Source organism: Mucilaginibacter sp., from assembly GCF_028288105.1.
In the GTDB taxonomy this organism is placed as follows: Bacteria; Bacteroidota; Bacteroidia; order Sphingobacteriales; family Sphingobacteriaceae; genus Mucilaginibacter.
Genome location: NZ_JAQBOI010000307.1, coordinates 1 through 16,544 on the forward strand (window position 1 = coordinate 1; position 16,544 = coordinate 16,544).

The following is a 16,544-nucleotide window of genomic DNA, read 5'->3' on the forward strand; positions in this document are numbered from 1 at the left end:
TTTAATTCCATGTTTCAAATGTCATTAAGGGCTTGCTCAATGGTGGTGTAAATGTAATTGAGTTCCTCGTCAGTTATGCAATACGGGGGTAAAATGTAAATGATATTACCCAAAGGCCTTAATATAATACCGGCGTTTAAAAAATAATGGTAAAGTTTATCTCGTAAACTGCTAAAATATGAGGTGTTGTTGCCGGTTTCCCATTCCAGGGCCAATATAGTTCCGGTTTGGCGGGTTGTTTTTAAGGATGTATGCCCTTTAACCTTCTCTGCAAACACTGCATGTTTGGCAGCAATACGATCTATATTTTGTTGGGTAGATGGTTCTAAGAACAGATCCAGACTTGCCAATGCTGCCGCGCAGGCCACCGGGTTAGCTGTATAAGAGTGCCCGTGGAATAAGGTCTTCATCTTATCATCAGATAAAAAAGCATCGTAAATATCCTGTGTACAGGTAGTAAGCCCGAAAGCCATTGTGCCGCCTGTTAAGCCTTTAGAGAAGCACATAATATCCGGTTGGGTTTCCACATGGTTGCAGGCGAAAGACTTACCTGTGCGGCCGAAACCGGTAAATACTTCATCAGCAATAAGCAATACACCCTCCCTACGGCAATGTGCCATAAGCTCGTCTAAATACTTGGCATCGTACATTATCATACCTGCCGAACCTTGTACAAGTGGTTCAAATATAAATAAGGATACTTCTGTCTTGATACTTGATACTAACGACTTGATACTTTTGATGTTATCCGCATTCGGCAAGTCGATAAACTCAACCTCAAATAACAGGCTATCAAAAGCCGCTGTAAAAGCACTCCTGCCGCTTACCGACATAGCCCCGAAGGTATCGCCATGATAGGCATTTTTAAATGCTATTATTTTGGTACGCTGTTCGCCTTTATTATGCCAGTATTGCAGGCACATTTTTATCGCGACTTCTATAGCAGTTGAGCCGTTGTCCGAATAAAAGGCTTTAGCCTGATTGGACGGCAGTATAGCCAATAAACGTTCGGCCAGTTCGACAGCGCCGGGATGTGTAAAACCCGCGAATATGGCGTGCTCCAGTTGTAATAGCTGTTCTGCTATTTTTTTAGCAATGTATGGGTGTGAGTGCCCGTGGATATTTACCCACCAGGATGATATGGCATCGATATATTTTTTTCCGTCTTCGGCATATAAACATGTACCCTCGCCCCTTACTATTGGTATAGGCGGCTGGGCCGTTTTCATTTGGGTGTAGGGATGCCATATTACTTGTAAATCACGTTCAACTAAGCTCATATCGTTTTAAGTAAAAGATCAGCAACATATTGGTCTGTAGGGAAGGTAAAAGTATCTACGGTAAGTTCACACAATTTTACCCAACGGAAAGATTGTAAAACATCACCCTCGCCATCAAAATCAAACACAATGGTTTTGGTAGCGAACCGCAGATCGGATACCGCTTTAACCAGGTAATAAATGCTGATGATCTGCGAATCGTTAAAGGCTGACTTAACAAAAAAATCTGTTGTGTAAAAATGGCTTATCACTTCAACTTCGGTATTGCATTCCTCTATAAATTCGCGCTTCAGCCCTTCAATCAATCCCTCGCCATATTCTAAGCCACCACCGGGGAACTTAGTGAATTGAATACCATACTCTTGTTCATCGCTAATCAACACTTCATTTTCAGCGTTTATCAGCAAGCCATAAACACGTACATTGAAAAACTTTTTACTCATAATGTTTTTTGTTGCGCATTACCTTATCCATTGTCCAGGGAATGTCCTCTCTTTTTGCCTCGCTCCTGATGGGGCAGTTAGGCATGCTGCAATAGTGGCAGCAATCCGGCAGGCATGGATCCGTATGAATAAAAAACTCAGTTACAATGCCCGCATTTTTATTTACCAGTTTTTCAACCAGCTTTACTTCCTCGTGTACCCGGTTAAGGTCGAAATAGTTAGGAAGAGTTAGGTGGCAATCTATATGTAATTCGTTACCATATTTTTGGGCGCGCAGGTTATGTATGTCTATCCACTCTTCACGGCGTTGCTCTCCTAAAACTTTTACTACGTTGCTAATGATAATAAAATCAGTCTCATCCATTAATCCCGCTACCGAGCGGCGGATAAGTTTGTACCCGGTATATAAAATGTACAAACCAACCAGTATAGATAGTACACTATCCAGCCATAATATTTTTGTGAAGTGTATGAGCAGCAAACCTATAACCAGGCCGCAACTGGTAATCATATCAGTAAGCAAATGCCGGCCATCAGCCTCAATGGTGATAGATGGTAATGTTTTACCTTTATTGATCATGTAATAGCCCAGCAATCCGTTTATTACACCCGTTATACCGATAATAACCGCACCCAGCAGCAAATCATGAATAACCTCGGGATAAAAAATACTGTAGGTTGATTTAATGATGATAATAAACCCGGCGATCCCGATCAGTGCCCCCTCTATAAATACCGAGAAATACTCTACTTTACCATGGCCGTACGGATGGTTCTCATCCCGTGGCTGTGATGCAAGGTAGATACTAAAGAAGGCAAAAGAACTGGCAACCACGTTAACAATGCTTTCGGCAGCATCGGTTAGTACAAAATTGGAGTTGGTTAAAAAATAGGCGCCAAATTTCATTACCATTAGCACAGCGCCGGTAATTAGCGATATCAGTATTATCCTTTTTTGTTCCTTCAAAACCAACCTTTTTAGAGAGGCCAAACTTACGGAAATTTAGCCTTGACATTTTGTAAAAAGTGTAACATATCAATCTGGATATAGTTGTAAACCCGCGTTAGGGATTGAAGCGGATACCGGCCTGTGATTAATGGCTGCGCAGTATGAGTGTAAAGCCCGGCCGCAGGCAACGCCCATTGCAACACTTTTATTAATCTATTGTCAATTATTAAGCATTGATTTATAGATTCTTCCTTTTCGACAGAATGACAAAATCTGTGCAAACAAATTTTCTATATTTGCCGCAATAAGACAACAATATATGAGCGCATTAAGTAACAGGATAAATAACCTGTCAGAATCCCAGACCATTAAGATGGCCAAAATGGGCCGCGAATTGGCTGCTAAAGGTGTAGATGTAATAAGCCTTAGCTTTGGCGAGCCCGATTTTCATACCCCCGAACATATTAAGGAAGCCGCTAAAACGGCCATGGATAAAAACTTTACTTATTACACCCCTGTTGCCGGCTACCCAGACCTGCGCAAGGCTGTTGTAGGCAAATTAAAGACAGAAAACAACCTGGATTATACTGATAGCCAAATTGTAGTTTCTACCGGTGCTAAACAAGCTATTGCTAATGCGGTATTATGCCTGGTTAACCCGGGTGAAGAAGTTATTATACCTACCCCTTACTGGGTTTCATACTCTGAGGTGGTGAAACTTGCCGAAGGTGTGAGTGTTTTCATCGACACTACTGTTGAAAATAACTTTAAAATTACTGCCGAGCAATTAGAAGCAGCTATTACGCCTAAAACTAAACTGTTCATGTTCTCGTCGCCGTGTAACCCTACCGGTAGCGTTTACAGCAAACCCGAATTAGAAAGCCTTGCTAAGGTTTTTGAAAAATACCCAAACATCTATATCCTGAGCGATGAGATCTATGAGCACATTAACTTTATAGGCGGACACGAATCTATCGCCCAGTTTGATAGCATTAAGGATCGTGTGGTTATCATCAACGGATGGTCAAAGGCATTTGCTATGACCGGCTGGAGAATTGGTTATACTGCATCTAATAGCGAAATTGCTGCAGCTTGCGATAAAATGCAGGGACAAATTACTTCGGGTACCTGCTCTATTACACAAAAAGCAGGTGTAGCCGCTTACACAGGTGGTTTAGAAACCGTATTGCAAATGCGCGACCAGTTCCTGAAACGCCGCGACCTGGTTTACGGCTTATTAAAAAATATTGATGGCATTACAGTTAACCTGCCTGATGGTGCGTTCTACTTCTTCCCTAACGTAACTTCATTCTTTGGCAAAAGCTTTAATGGCAAAACTATTAATGATGCTGATGAATTAAGCATATTTCTGTTAGAAGAAGCACATGTAGCAACTGTTGGCGGTGATTCTTTTGGCGATAAAAAATCCATTCGTATATCATATGCTGCTGCCGAAGATAAATTGGTAGAAGCTATGAAAAGGATCAAAGTCGCGCTTGGAAAATTAGCGTAATACCAAATTGTCATCCTGAGCTTGTCGAAGGATAGTTCGCTAATGGTTCGACAAGCTCACCATGACAGCGTAAAACATAAAAAAGCCCCTTGTCAAAATTGACAAGGGGCTTTTTGTTAAGTAAAGTTTCGGCTATAAATTACAATCCGAAGCCGTAAGCTAAACGTAAACCTACTAAGCCATAGTTATTGCTTTGACCAGAGTAGTTTTCGTAACGCACACCAACATCCCATGATTGATTAGCCCAACCAATACCCGGAGATGCAATTAATTTAGTACTTTTTCCTAATGATGTTTCAAAACCGGCACCAACTTCTGCACCCAAATATATGTTTTGGCTTACGAAAGCTTTAATACCAGCTTTTACAGGAACCATACCTAAATCATCGCCACCTACATTTTTGTAATCATTTTTAGCAAAAAAGTTATAGTAACCTGATGTAAGCGTTAAAGCAAGGTTATCAGAAATACCGTACTGCAAACGTGCAGTACCACCTATTTGAGCACCAAAATAATCATGAGCGTTACCTGTAGGTATTCCTCCTTCTAAACCAACACCTAAGCGCCATACGCTTTTTGGTGTAGTTTGAGCATTAACATTTGTTCCGATAAATATAGCGGCTGCTGTAAATGCTGCGGCTACTAATTTTGTCATTGTTTTCATTGTCGTGTTTTTAGTAATACATTTTAAATTGTGATACACCGCTACAAACAAATACTTTGCCAATTGCCTGTTTTTTGCCATAAATGATTTTCTAATGACTAATTAAAATACCGTTTTCCAGCTAATTTAATAGCTTACTAACTGATAATCAAATGATTTTTGACTTTTAATATCAAAAGGTCAAATTGTGTTAATTAAGTTTATTTAACATTTGTTTACATCTTTCCAGGTGTTGTAAATTTGTGAAAAGTGTACTCTTTATAGTTATCAGGACAGTTATTTAACACAAACCCAGTTTGGCACGCCGACATTTGAGTTGATCGGCATCATTGGAAACAAAAAAGCCCCTTAAATAAGGGGCTTTTTCTATTACACTTCCGGATCTATCTCCGGGTCGGGCTTAAAGTTTTTCTCCATTTCGGCAAGCTTAGCTTCACCGAAGGAGTATTTGGTAATAATATAATACAACACTGGTACTATAAATATAGCCAGCGATGTTGCTGCAAGCATACCGCCGAACACTGTCCAGCCAATTGTTTGCCTTGCTTTGGCACCTGCGCCAGATGCTATTACCAATGGTAACACACCTAATATAAATGCCATAGAGGTCATGATAATAGGCCTTAAACGAAGCCTTACAGCTTCGAGCGTGGCTTTTTCCAGGTTCATGCCCCTATCTACACGTTCTTTGGCAAACTCCACAATCAAAATGGCGTTCTTGGCAGCCAAACCAATCAAGGTTATCAAACCAATTTGCGCATACACGTTATTTGTTAAGCCGGGTTTAAACGTCAAGAACAGTATTGCACCAAATGCACCTAGTGGTACAGCTAACAATACCGAGAACGGTACCGACCAGCTTTCATACAAAGCAGCCAGGAACAGGAATACAAAACCTATTGATAAAGCAAATATGTAAACCGTTTTTGAACCTGATAACAACTCCTCGCGGCTTAAGCCCGAAAATTCGTAACCATAACCCTGCGGTAAGGTTTCGGCAGCAACTTCTTTTAGGGCGGTTATAGCGTCGCCGCTACTGTAACCTGGTTTGGTGCTACCATTTATTTCTGCCGAACGGAACAAGTTATAGTGCGATATTAATGGTGCATTCTCTATAACCTTATAACTGGTAAGCGTACTAAGCGGTACCATGGCACCGGCTTCGTTACGTACAAAGTACTGCCCTATATTCTGGATATTGGTACGGTAATTTGTATCGGCCTGTGCCACTACCCTAAAGTTACGGCCGTAAACCGTAAAGTCGTTTATATAAGAGCTACCCATATAGGTTTGCAGGGCATTGTTTACATCAGATATTTTCACACCTAATTTTTTTGCCTTTTCCCTGTCTATAGTTAACTGATAAGCAGGTGTATGCGCGGTAAAGAAGGAGAATGCCTTTGCAATTTCGGGGCGTTTATTAACTGCCGCCACAAAATTATTCAATACCTTTTCAAAATTCTTGATATCGCCACCGGCTTCTTTTTCTTGTAATATGAAGGAGAAACCACCCGTGTTACCCAAGCCTGGTATAGCTGGCGGGGATATTACTACTACGCTGGCCTCTTTAAATCTTGCCAGTTTACCTTGTATAGTTTTTATAACACCGTCTAACTGGTCTTTTTCGTCCTCACGCTGATCCCATGGTTTTAACTGCACAAATATGGTTGCACTGTTAGATTTTGTCGCGAAGTTAACCGCATTCAATCCACCAAGGGCTGCGTAATGGCCTATGGCTGGTACGCTATCTAATACCGCCATCATCTCGTGTAATACAGCAACAGTACGTTCTGTTGATGAGCCTTCCGGCAAATCGTAAGTTACGTATACACGGCCTTCATCCTCCAACGGAATAAAGCCTGATGGTTTCCCCTTAAATAACAGGATAGTACCAATTACTATACAAACCAATATGATAACTATAAACTTGGAATGTTTAATGCCTCTGTCTACCGCGTTACGGTAACGGCCTGTTACTTTTTCAAACCATTGGTTAAACTTAAAGAAGAACCTGTTTAACCCGGTTGATTTTTCATCAATCTTATGCGGACGTAATAATATGGTACACAATGCAGGTGTAAGCGATAGTGCCACAAATGCCGATATCAATACAGATATAGCAATGGTTATAGCAAACTGTTGATATAAACGGCCAACTATACCGGGCACAAACCCTACCGGTACAAATACCGCGGCAAGGATCAACGCTATTGCGATAACCGGTGCCGATATATCACGCATGGCATGCTCGGTAGCCTCTTTTGGCGACATCCCCTTCTCGTCCATATAATGCTGTACGGCCTCCACTACTACAATGGCATCATCCACCACAATACCAATAGCCAGTACGAAACCAAACAGCGTTAAAGTGTTTATAGTAAACCCAAGCGGTATAAAGAAGATGAATGTACCAATAATAGATACTGGAATAGCTAACACCGGGATAAGTGTTGTACGCCAGTTTTGCAGGAATAAAAATACTACTATAATTACCAGTGCAAGGGCAATTACAAGGGTTTCGATCACCTCATGTAAGGATACCTTTACAACAGTTACAGACTCGAACGGCACAACATAATCAATATCCTTAGGGAATGATTTTTTTAGCTCGTTCATGGTGGCTGTAACATTATCAGCAGTTTCGATAGCGTTACTACCCGGTGCCTGGTATATTAACAGGTACGATGCCCTTTTACCATCAACGTATGAGTTACCCGCGTAATTAAACTTACCCAGCTCTACACGTGCTACATCTTTTAAATGAACTACCGCGCCATTGTTAGGTTGTGTTTTAACTACAATGTTCTCAAATTCAGATTTATCAGAAAGTCGGCCTTTTACCAGCACGGTATACTCAAAGGTTTGCCCCTTCATTTGCGGGGTTGCGCCTACTGTACCTGCTGCAACCTGCGCGTTTTGTTCCTGCAGGGCAGCAGTAACATCGGCAGCGGTCATGTTTAGGGCGGCCATTTTATCCGGCTTAAGCCATATACGCATACTAAAATCATCGGCACGTGTAAATACGTCGCCCACACCTTTTGTACGCAGCAAGGCATCTTTTATAAATACGTTGGTGTAGTTATCTGTAAAAGTAACATTGTGTGTACCATTTGGCGAAAACATAGCCACAAGCATTAATATACTTGGGTTACGTTTACGTACAATCATACCCAAACGCTGTACCTCTTGCGGCAGGGTTGGCAGGGCTATACCTACACGGTTCTGCACATCAAGCGCGGCATTATTAATATCGGTACCAACCTCAAAGTTAACGGTCATGCTCATTTGGCCGTTGCTGGTACTGTTACTTTGCAAATAAGTCATGCCAGGGGTACCGTTTACCTGCACCTCTACAGGTGTAGCAACAGTTTGCTCAACTGTTAAGGCATCGGCGCCTGTATAGTTACCGGTTACCTGTACAGTAGGCGGGGTAATTTCCGGGTACTGCCCAATAGGCAGGCTTGTTATAGCCAAAATTCCAACGATCAGGATAACCAGGGAGATAACAATGGCGGTTACCGGGCGTCGTATAAAAGTATCTGCGATCATTCTTTTGTATTTTGCTTAAAATTCTTCGGGACAAACAATCCCATTAATAGCTTCTCTTTAAAGGATAGGTTATGTCGGTATTATTTAGCCGGGGCAGTACCTGCCGGTGGGCCAAGCGTTATTTTGCCCTTATCGCGCAAGCGTTGGAAACCTTCGGTAATTATCTTTTCGCCTGGTTTAATACCATCCATAACTATTACATTACTTTGAATACGCTGGCCTATAGTTACTTTGCGTTGCTCGGCAATGGTATCTTGTGCTACAAACACAAAAAATTCGCCCATTTGCTCGGTTATAGCCTTGTAAGGTATCTGCACACGGTTGCCCGAGTTATCATTTAATACCTGCAATACACAGCTCATACCATCTTTCAGCTCATCCTGCGCATTAGGGAACTGTACCCTTACCTTTATAGTACCTGTTTGATCGCTTACGCCACGGTCAATAGCAAATACTTTTCCGGGTTTATTAAAAGTTGTACCATCAGATGTTTGCAGCAAGAAGGTAGTATCGGTGCTTGCTTTTTGCAGTTTATAAAAGCGGTTTATATCTTGTTCGTTTACTACAATATCAACCCCAATTGGGTTGCCTGTTGATATAGTATTTAATAAAGTAGTACCCGGCGAAACCTGGGCACCCAATTTAACCTGTGAAATACCTATCCGGCCTGTGAATGGCGCTCTTATAGTAGCGTATGAAAGATCTGTAGCTGCCGATTGAACACCCGCCTGTGCAACAGCAACCTGGCTTTGGCTGGTTTCGAAACTGGCAGTTGCCTGGTCAACCGTTTGGCGGGCTACCGCATCATTCTTTAACAGCATATTATAACGGTCAATATCCTTTTGTGCTTTACTAAGGTTAGCTTTTGCACTAAGCAAATTAGCCCTGGCCTGCTCATAAGCCGCTACATATTTACGGCGGTCTATCTCATATAAAGGAGTGCCTTTTTTTACCACATCTCCTTCTTTAAAAAATATACCGGTTATAAACCCACTAACCTGACTGCGCAACTCAACAGAATTTAAGGCAACAACAGTTCCCTGGTATTTATCATAATATAAAGCGTCGGCCTTTTTAGCCTCAATAACATTTACAGGTGTTGGTGGTAGTGCTGCATTTTGCTTTTGAGCTTTATTACCGCAGGACGAAATTGTTAGTAAAGCTATAGCGGCAATACAGTAGGTATATCTATTTTTCATTATTGTAAGTTGTCGTTTTTTCAATGTTGATAAAGTTTTCATCAGTTAATACACTGATACTAATTATTATTCGGGTTGCAGTGTGCCCAGTGCCCTTTGCAGGTCTATTTTACTTGATAACAATTGGAACAGCGCATTATAATAGTTTAGTTCGGCTGTGCGCAGATCGGCTTGCGATACAATAACATCAAGATAGGTTTTGATCCCCTCACGATATTGCAGATCCACTACCTTATATACATCCTTGGCCAGTGCTACATTATCGTTTAGTATTACCCAGTTATTATAATTGCTTTTGTAATTGGCCAGTGCTTGTGCATATTCTGTATTAATGGCATTACGGCTGTTCTCCAGATCAAGATCGGTACGCTCTACCTGTAAGCGGGCTTTTGCTAAATTTTGCAAACGCTTACCTCCCGTAAAAATTGGGATAGATAAAGATAAGCCTGCAAATGATGTAGGATATGAAGTATTGTACATCTTAGAAAAACTGTCGTTAAAATAGGCCAAACTGTAACCACCCACTGCCGATAATGATGGCAGGTAATTCCATCTATAGTAAGATACATTTAAGTTAAGCAGGTTTTTTTGTGTTTGCAATAAACGATATTCAATTCGGTTGGTATAATTTAATATCTGGTTGGTATCAATAACGGCTTCGCCTTGTAAGCGGGCGGAGTCATATGATAATACCAATGCCTTATCGGGATTAAAGCCCATGATCTGTTTTAGCAAAGCCGTTTTACTTTTAATAGCTTCTTGCGTTTGTTTTTGTGATGCAAGCGAATTATTCAGCGCTATAGTAGCCTGCTTGTAATCGGTTTTATCAACCACACCGGCCTGGTAGCGAGAGTAGGCATCCTTTAAACTCCTGCGAAGCCTTACAATGTCTTCCTTAATAATATCCAACTGGCGTTGTGATAATAATACATCATAAAATGCCTTGCTTACATCAGTTACCACATCTATTTTACTACTCTCGGTGTTTTGTTTGTAGTACTGCCTTGAATATTTTGAGGCACGTGATGCCTGCAATACATCGTTATTATATAAAACCTGGCTGGCTTGTACCCCTAAAGTAGATACATTATGTGCTATGGCTAAATTTTGCTGAGATCCGCCTGTGCCGGTTCCTGTACCACCGGCAGCAACCTGCGCAGGCCTTTGAAAGTAATGCTGGTACTGGCCGGTGGTACCTATTTGAGGTAACCAGGCAGATAAACTTATTTTAATATCGCGTTCGTTAATTTGTTCATCAATATTTGCCTGCTTTAATTGCGGCTGATTGCGCAAGGCAAAATCAATGCTTTGTTTTAAATTTACTACTGATGTAGTTGTATCGGCAGTTGTTTGGGCAAATAATGCAACCGGGGAAAAAAGTAATATATTAGAAATAAATAAGTAGTGTAATTTTTTCATAAGGACTTAAATGCGACATTAGCGAAAATCATCAGTAATTTTTCTGAGTTTTCGTGTTACTAACAGGGAGCACGAATATCATGTTATTCTATTTCAATTGAAAATCAACAACAAAAATTTTACCTAATTAGGAGAATTGAATGATAATTGGCACGGTTTTTCAACTTTTTCCAATAAAATGTAAAATAGTGGTAGCGAATAAATAAAAAATTTAATTAATTTGCCTGATGGAAGTATGTTGACATACTATGCAGTGTATTAACACACTATTAAGGTAGTGTGTAAAAAATTTACATTCTCCATGCAAGTTATAAGCTTATTCATGGTATTTTTACAAAAAATTTAAGCAGTGTTTATAAATGGTTAAAAAGTTACACGAGAAGATTGCTCAGTTCCAGGATGCAAATATGATCAGGGCACAGGGCCTATATCCTTTTTTTAGGCCAATAGAATCGGGCCAGGATACTGAGGTTATCATTAATGGCAAGCGTGTTTTAATGTTTGGTTCAAATTCCTATTTAGGTCTTACAAATCATCCAAAAATAAAAGAAGCTACAAAAAAAGCAATTGATAAATACGGATCTGGTTGTGCAGGTTCAAGGTTCTTAAACGGCACACTTGATATTCACATTGAACTAGAAAACCGCCTTGCCAAATATGTTGGCAAAGAGGCCGCGGTATTATTCAGTACCGGTTTCCAGGTTAACCTGGGCGTATTATCATGCATAACCGGCCGTAACGATTACTTAATACTTGACGAATACGACCACGCTTCTATTATTGACGGCACGCGTTTATCGTTTTCAAAGGTTATTAAATATGCCCACAATGACATGGTTGACCTGGAGCGCAAGCTAAGCATGCTGCCAGAAGAAGCCGTTAAAGTTATTGTTGTAGATGGTATCTTCAGCATGGAAGGCGATATTGTTAAACTGCCCGCAATTGTTGAACTTGCCGATAAATACGGCGTTAATATTATGGTTGATGATGCGCACAGTTTAGGCGTAATTGGCCATAATGGTTCAGGTACCGCATCGCATTTTGGTTTAACCGACCAGGTTGATCTTATTATGAGCACCTTTAGTAAATCTCTTGCCTCATTAGGTGGTTTTATCGCCAGCGATTACGATACAATTGATTATATAAAACATCGCGCACGTTCATTAATGTTCAGCGCAAGTATGACTCCGGGTTCTGTTGCCAGCGTAATTGCTGCCCTTGATATTATTGAGGCCGAACCTGAGCGTATTCAAAAACTTTGGGACAATACTAATTACGCCGTTAAATTATTATCTGATGAAGGTTTTGATATCGGCGCATCAGAAAGCCCTATCCTACCTATATATATACGCGATAATGCAAAAACTTTCCAGGTAACCAATTACCTGCAAAACGCGGGCGTATTTGTTAATCCGGTTGTATCCCCGGCTGTTCCGTCTGATTCATCTTTGTTAAGGTTCTCCTTAATGGCAACCCATACATTTGCGCAGATAGACGAAGCTGTAGAAAAATTGATACAAGCGTTTAAAGTTGTAGGCGTAACTAATAGTAGCAATACTATTAAAGAAAACATATAATCTCTTTAATATACCGGTATCACGCCTGCATGGTACCGGTATTAACTTAACCTCACAAATGAAAAAAATTGTACCGGTACAGTCAAAAAAAGAACTTGCATCTTTTATTGACTTCCCGCATGACCTGTATAAGAACGATCCGAATTACGTACCCGAATTATTTATAGCGCAAAAGGACCTGCTAACCACGCACCCTTTTCACAAGCACTCGTCGCTGCAAACCTTTTTGGCTTACGATGGCGATAAAATAGTTGGGCGTATTGCTGCTATTTATAACACAAACCATAACAAGTTCAATAATGTAAATGATGGTTTCTTTGGTTTTTTTGATGTTATCAATGACCAGGAAACTGCCAACCTACTTTTTGATACTGCTATAAAGTGGTTAAAAGAAAAAGGTGCCGAAAAAATTGCGGGCCCGGTAAACCCATCAACTAACGAAACCTGCGGATTGCTTGTTAAAGGCTTTGATAAACCGCCGGTGGTAATGATGACCTATAACCCGGAATATTATGTTACCCTGTTGGAGAATGCCGGTTTCAAAAAACAAACCGACTTGTTGGCCTGGTACTGGGATGGCCAGAACTACAACGATAAATCTTTAAAAATGCTTGACATGCTGCAGGAGCGTTTAAAACGCAACAGCAACGTGGTTATCCGCAAAATAAACTTGAAGAACTTTAAGCAGGAGGCCGATGCTCTGCGCGATGTATATAATAAGGCATGGGATAAAAATCTTGGTTTTTTCCCAATGACCAACGAGGAGTTTGACTATACCGCCAAAGACCTTAAAATGATACTTGACCCTGATTTTGCTTTAGTGGCAGAGCAGGATGGTAAAATTGTTGGTTTTGGAGTAGCTATACCTGATATTAACCAGATACTTAAAACCATTAAAAAAGGCCGCCTATTGCCTACAGGTATCTTTAAACTGTTACTAAACAAAAAGAAGATAACCGGTATACGTATCATGCTTTTGGGTGTTATTGATGGCTATCGTAAATTAGGTATCGAAGCTTCATTATATGGCAGTATTATTAAAGAGTACAGGCGCAAAGGCTTAAAATATGCCGAAGCATCATGGACCCTTGAAAATAATGATATGGTTAACCGTGCCATTGAAGCTATTGGTGGCGACCAGTATAAAACATACAGGATATACGAAAAGACTATATAATATAGCCCAATCTTCATCTGCCTGTAATCTTTATAGATTTATAAATTTTCATCCAAAAATTTATATTCTTTTGCCCCACAATTAAAGTTACCCCTATCTACTTTAATTGCACTAAAAAAATAGTAACAGTGATTTGTCACTACTATATATGCAAACAGTAAACTAAACAGCTACCATTAACTAAACAAATTGGTTTTGGTAGCTGCATTATCCTTAAAACAAACAACAAGTAATGAAAATTAACATTAAACCTGCTGAAGGTAAGCTTGGTATATTGATTCCGGGTTTAGGCGCAGTAGCTACTACATTAATTGCCGGCGTTGAAGCCGTAAAGAAAGGTATATCACAACCTATAGGTTCGTTAACCCAAATGGGAAGCATCCGTTTAGGTAAACGTACCGAAGCCCGTCATCCAAAAATTAAAGATTTTGTACCATTGGCTAACTTAAACGATATTGTTTTTGGTGGCTGGGATGTGTACGAAGATAACGTTTACCAGGCAGCTGTAAACGCTAAAGTACTTGAGCGCGACCTGTTAGATTCAGTTAGAGAAGGTTTAGAATCAATTAAACCAATGAAGGCTGCATTTGATAAAAACTATGCTAAAAACCTTGATGGTACTTACGTTAAAACCGGTACCCGCCATGAGCTTGCACAACAAGTTATGGAAGACATTAAGAACTTCCAGAAAGATAACGGTTTAGACCGCGTAGTATTAGTATGGTGCGGTTCTACCGAGGTTTACTTCGAAGGTTCTGAAATTCACCAAACACTTGCTGCATTTGAGCAGGCTTTGTTAGATGATGATAAACGCATTGCCCCAAGTATGATATACGCATACGCGGCTTTAAAATTAGGTGTACCTTTTGCTAACGGCGCCCCTAACTTAACTGTTGATATCCCTGCAATGATAGAATTGGCTAAATTAACCAAGACCCCTATTGCCGGTAAAGATTTCAAAACAGGCCAAACTTTAATGAAAACTGTTTTAGCACCAGGTTTAGCTGCACGCTCACTGGGTGTACACGGATGGTTCTCTACCAACATTTTGGGTAACCGCGATGGTTTGGTACTTGATGACCCGGATAACTTTAAAACTAAAGAAGTTTCAAAACTTGGTGTGTTAGAAGACATTTTACGTCCTGAGGATAATCCTGAGCTTTACGGCGAGATCTTCCACAAGATACGTATCAACTACTACCCTCCGCATGGCGATAACAAAGAAAGCTGGGATAACATTGACATTTTTGGCTGGTTAGGCTACAAAATGCAGATCAAGATCAACTTTTTATGCCGTGACTCAATTTTAGCTGCCCCTATTGCTTTAGACTTAGCTTTATTTTGCGATTTGGCTAAACGCGCTAACATGCATGGTGTACAAGAGTGGTTATCATTCTACTTAAAATCGCCGCAAACCGCACCGGGTCTGCACGCAGAGAATGATATATTTAAACAATTAATAAAATTAGAAAATACTTTGCGCCACATGATGGGCGAAGACCTGATAACACACTTAGGTTTAGACTATTACGAAGAGCTGGAAGAAGCAAAATAAAATGCTGTTTTTCCATAAATTGGCTGCTACTGTTTTTGGCATTGGTTACGTAGGTAAAGGTGCAGGAACAGTGGCAGCCATTTTTGCTTGTATATGCTGGTACCTGATGTGGGGCGGCGGTTACCAATTAATACCTTCTGTAATAATTACTGTAATAATTACACTTATTGGTGTTTGGAATGGCAATGTGGTTGAGCCAATTTGGGGCAAAGATCATGGCCGCGTTGTAATTGATGAAGTTGCAGGCATGTTTATTAGTTTGCTATTTGTACCTGTAACTATAAAATATATAATAGTGGCTTTAATACTATTCAGGTTCTTTGATATAGCGAAGCCACTGTTTATTAGAAAAATGGAAGCACTGCCGGGCGGATGGGGTGTGATGATGGACGATATTTTAGCAGGTGTATACGCCAATGTAACAATACAAGTCATTATTTGGTCTAAGTTACTTTAATGCACATCTGAGTAAAAAGAAACCTTGTATACAGGTTTACAAAAATTGTTATTTGACTTTTTGACCACAGAAGTCTGTAAGGTTTTTTTTTATCTTTGTAATCTGAAATCAAACTGGGTTAGTATGCTCTAAAGTAATTGTTCACTATCTTATTTTATTATAAGATAATGACTAGCATAAATATCATACAACAAGTTTGTATTTAATAAAGTAAATGGATCTTAAAAATTTTTACAGGAAGTTATTATTTGTAGCTTTCTTTTCATTTTATACCTCGGCATTATTTGCTCAAGCTACCATCGTTACCGGAACGGTAACTGATGCAGGTACTAAAGAAACCCTCCCATTTGTAACCATATCATTTGCGGGCACTACCATTGCCACTCCAACAAATGGTGATGGAAAATATAATATAAGCACTAATAAGCCTTTCACCCAACTTAAAGCATCATTTGTAGGCTATAAAGATCGTATAGTAAGCATTGAAGCGGGTAAAACGCAAACTATTAATATTGGCCTTACCCCTTTAAATGAACAACTGGCCGAAATTGAAATCAAATCAGGTAAAAAAGTAAGATACCGCAACAGGGATAACCCAGCTGTGGCTTTAATACAAAAGGTTATAGCTCATAAAGAGCAAAATCGCCCCCAGGCATATAATTATGTTGAGTACAGTTAGTATGATAAATTGCAATTTGCGTTAAGTAACGTATACATGACGTTATCTGATAAAAAGTTTTTCAGGAAATATAAATTCTTGTT

At 40.0% G+C, this 16,544-nt stretch carries 13 protein-coding genes; 6 read left to right on the forward strand and 7 right to left on the reverse strand.

The features are described 5' to 3' along the window. Nucleotides 1–14: 14 nt before the first annotated feature. From bioA to JWQ85_RS20395, 3 genes are read right to left on the reverse strand one after another with little or no spacing between them, the layout of a single operon-like run. Nucleotides 15–1,280 (reverse strand): adenosylmethionine--8-amino-7-oxononanoate transaminase, encoded by a 1,266-nt coding sequence (bioA, locus tag JWQ85_RS20385; RefSeq protein WP_299471281.1) that lies wholly within the window; start codon nucleotides 1,278–1,280, stop codon nucleotides 15–17. After that, on the reverse strand, nucleotides 1,277–1,723 hold the full coding sequence (locus JWQ85_RS20390; protein ID WP_299471283.1) for an NUDIX domain-containing protein: 447 nt from the start codon (nucleotides 1,721–1,723) through the stop codon (nucleotides 1,277–1,279). The genes bioA and JWQ85_RS20390 overlap by 4 nt, the downstream gene beginning before the upstream one ends. Further along, on the reverse strand, nucleotides 1,716–2,690 hold the full coding sequence (locus JWQ85_RS20395) for a cation diffusion facilitator family transporter (protein WP_299471285.1): 975 nt from the start codon (nucleotides 2,688–2,690) through the stop codon (nucleotides 1,716–1,718). Before JWQ85_RS20395 ends, JWQ85_RS20390 begins: the two co-directional genes overlap by 8 nt. 301 nt (nucleotides 2,691–2,991) lie before the next feature. Between JWQ85_RS20395 and JWQ85_RS20400 the strand changes: the two genes are divergently transcribed. Further along, nucleotides 2,992–4,185 (forward strand): pyridoxal phosphate-dependent aminotransferase, encoded by a 1,194-nt coding sequence (locus tag JWQ85_RS20400; RefSeq protein ID WP_299471287.1) that lies wholly within the window; start codon nucleotides 2,992–2,994, stop codon nucleotides 4,183–4,185. A 139-nt stretch (nucleotides 4,186–4,324) separates the two neighbouring features. On the opposite strand, the gene JWQ85_RS20405 is transcribed toward JWQ85_RS20400, so the two are convergent. The 4 genes from JWQ85_RS20405 to JWQ85_RS20420 all read right to left on the reverse strand — a co-directional run bounded on the left by JWQ85_RS20405 (nucleotide 4,325) and on the right by JWQ85_RS20420 (nucleotide 11,016). Continuing rightward, the gene (locus JWQ85_RS20405; protein WP_299471289.1) at nucleotides 4,325–4,912 is read right to left on the reverse strand and encodes a hypothetical protein; all 588 of its coding nucleotides are present in this window, start codon (nucleotides 4,910–4,912) and stop codon (nucleotides 4,325–4,327) included. Between the two features lie 306 nt (nucleotides 4,913–5,218). Further along, a complete protein-coding gene (locus tag JWQ85_RS20410) occupies nucleotides 5,219–8,398 on the reverse strand; it encodes an efflux RND transporter permease subunit (protein ID WP_299471290.1) in 3,180 nt (1,059 codons plus the stop codon). An 80-nt stretch (nucleotides 8,399–8,478) separates the two neighbouring features. Then, nucleotides 8,479–9,597, reverse strand: a complete 1,119-nt coding sequence (locus tag JWQ85_RS20415) for an efflux RND transporter periplasmic adaptor subunit (RefSeq protein ID WP_299471292.1) — start codon at nucleotides 9,595–9,597, stop codon at nucleotides 8,479–8,481. 66 nt (nucleotides 9,598–9,663) lie between these two features. Further along, on the reverse strand, nucleotides 9,664–11,016 hold the full coding sequence (locus JWQ85_RS20420) for a TolC family protein (RefSeq protein WP_299471294.1): 1,353 nt from the start codon (nucleotides 11,014–11,016) through the stop codon (nucleotides 9,664–9,666). A gap of 359 nt (nucleotides 11,017–11,375) precedes the next feature. On the opposite strand from JWQ85_RS20420, the gene JWQ85_RS20425 reads away from it, so the two are divergent. The 5 genes from JWQ85_RS20425 (at nucleotide 11,376) to JWQ85_RS20445 (ending at nucleotide 16,461) form a co-directional block, all read left to right on the forward strand. After that, a complete protein-coding gene (locus JWQ85_RS20425) occupies nucleotides 11,376–12,593 on the forward strand; it encodes a pyridoxal phosphate-dependent aminotransferase family protein (protein WP_299471295.1) in 1,218 nt (405 codons plus the stop codon). 58 nt (nucleotides 12,594–12,651) lie between these two features. Continuing rightward, nucleotides 12,652–13,770 (forward strand): hypothetical protein, encoded by a 1,119-nt coding sequence (locus JWQ85_RS20430; RefSeq protein WP_299471296.1) that lies wholly within the window; start codon nucleotides 12,652–12,654, stop codon nucleotides 13,768–13,770. Between the two features lie 232 nt (nucleotides 13,771–14,002). Further along, entirely contained in the window at nucleotides 14,003–15,325 is a 1,323-nt protein-coding gene (locus tag JWQ85_RS20435) for an inositol-3-phosphate synthase (RefSeq protein WP_299471298.1), read from the forward strand. A 1-nt stretch (nucleotide 15,326) separates the two neighbouring features. After that, nucleotides 15,327–15,782: a phosphatidylglycerophosphatase A gene (locus tag JWQ85_RS20440; RefSeq protein WP_299471300.1), complete on the forward strand. Its 456-nt coding sequence runs from the start codon at nucleotides 15,327–15,329 to the stop codon at nucleotides 15,780–15,782. A 214-nt stretch (nucleotides 15,783–15,996) separates the two neighbouring features. Beyond that, nucleotides 15,997–16,461, forward strand: a complete 465-nt coding sequence (locus JWQ85_RS20445; RefSeq protein WP_299471302.1) for a carboxypeptidase-like regulatory domain-containing protein — start codon at nucleotides 15,997–15,999, stop codon at nucleotides 16,459–16,461. Nucleotides 16,462–16,544 lie beyond the last annotated feature (83 nt).

What these genes read in the sequence shown, in the direction of transcription:
- bioA (WP_299471281.1), bottom strand. Translation starts at nt 1,280, where the DNA reads ATGAGCTTAGTTGAACGTGATTTACAAGTAATATGGCATCCCTACACC.
- JWQ85_RS20390 (WP_299471283.1), bottom strand. Translation starts at nt 1,723, where the DNA reads ATGAGTAAAAAGTTTTTCAATGTACGTGTTTATGGCTTGCTGATAAAC.
- JWQ85_RS20400 (WP_299471287.1), top strand. Translation starts at nt 2,992, where the DNA reads ATGAGCGCATTAAGTAACAGGATAAATAACCTGTCAGAATCCCAGACC.
- JWQ85_RS20410 (WP_299471290.1), bottom strand. Translation starts at nt 8,398, where the DNA reads ATGATCGCAGATACTTTTATACGACGCCCGGTAACCGCCATTGTTATC.
- JWQ85_RS20415 (WP_299471292.1), bottom strand. Translation starts at nt 9,597, where the DNA reads ATGAAAAATAGATATACCTACTGTATTGCCGCTATAGCTTTACTAACA.
- JWQ85_RS20420 (WP_299471294.1), bottom strand. Translation starts at nt 11,016, where the DNA reads ATGAAAAAATTACACTACTTATTTATTTCTAATATATTACTTTTTTCC.
- JWQ85_RS20425 (WP_299471295.1), top strand. Translation starts at nt 11,376, where the DNA reads ATGGTTAAAAAGTTACACGAGAAGATTGCTCAGTTCCAGGATGCAAAT.
- JWQ85_RS20430 (WP_299471296.1), top strand. Translation starts at nt 12,652, where the DNA reads ATGAAAAAAATTGTACCGGTACAGTCAAAAAAAGAACTTGCATCTTTT.
- JWQ85_RS20435 (WP_299471298.1), top strand. Translation starts at nt 14,003, where the DNA reads ATGAAAATTAACATTAAACCTGCTGAAGGTAAGCTTGGTATATTGATT.
- JWQ85_RS20440 (WP_299471300.1), top strand. Translation starts at nt 15,327, where the DNA reads ATGCTGTTTTTCCATAAATTGGCTGCTACTGTTTTTGGCATTGGTTAC.
- JWQ85_RS20445 (WP_299471302.1), top strand. Translation starts at nt 15,997, where the DNA reads ATGGATCTTAAAAATTTTTACAGGAAGTTATTATTTGTAGCTTTCTTT.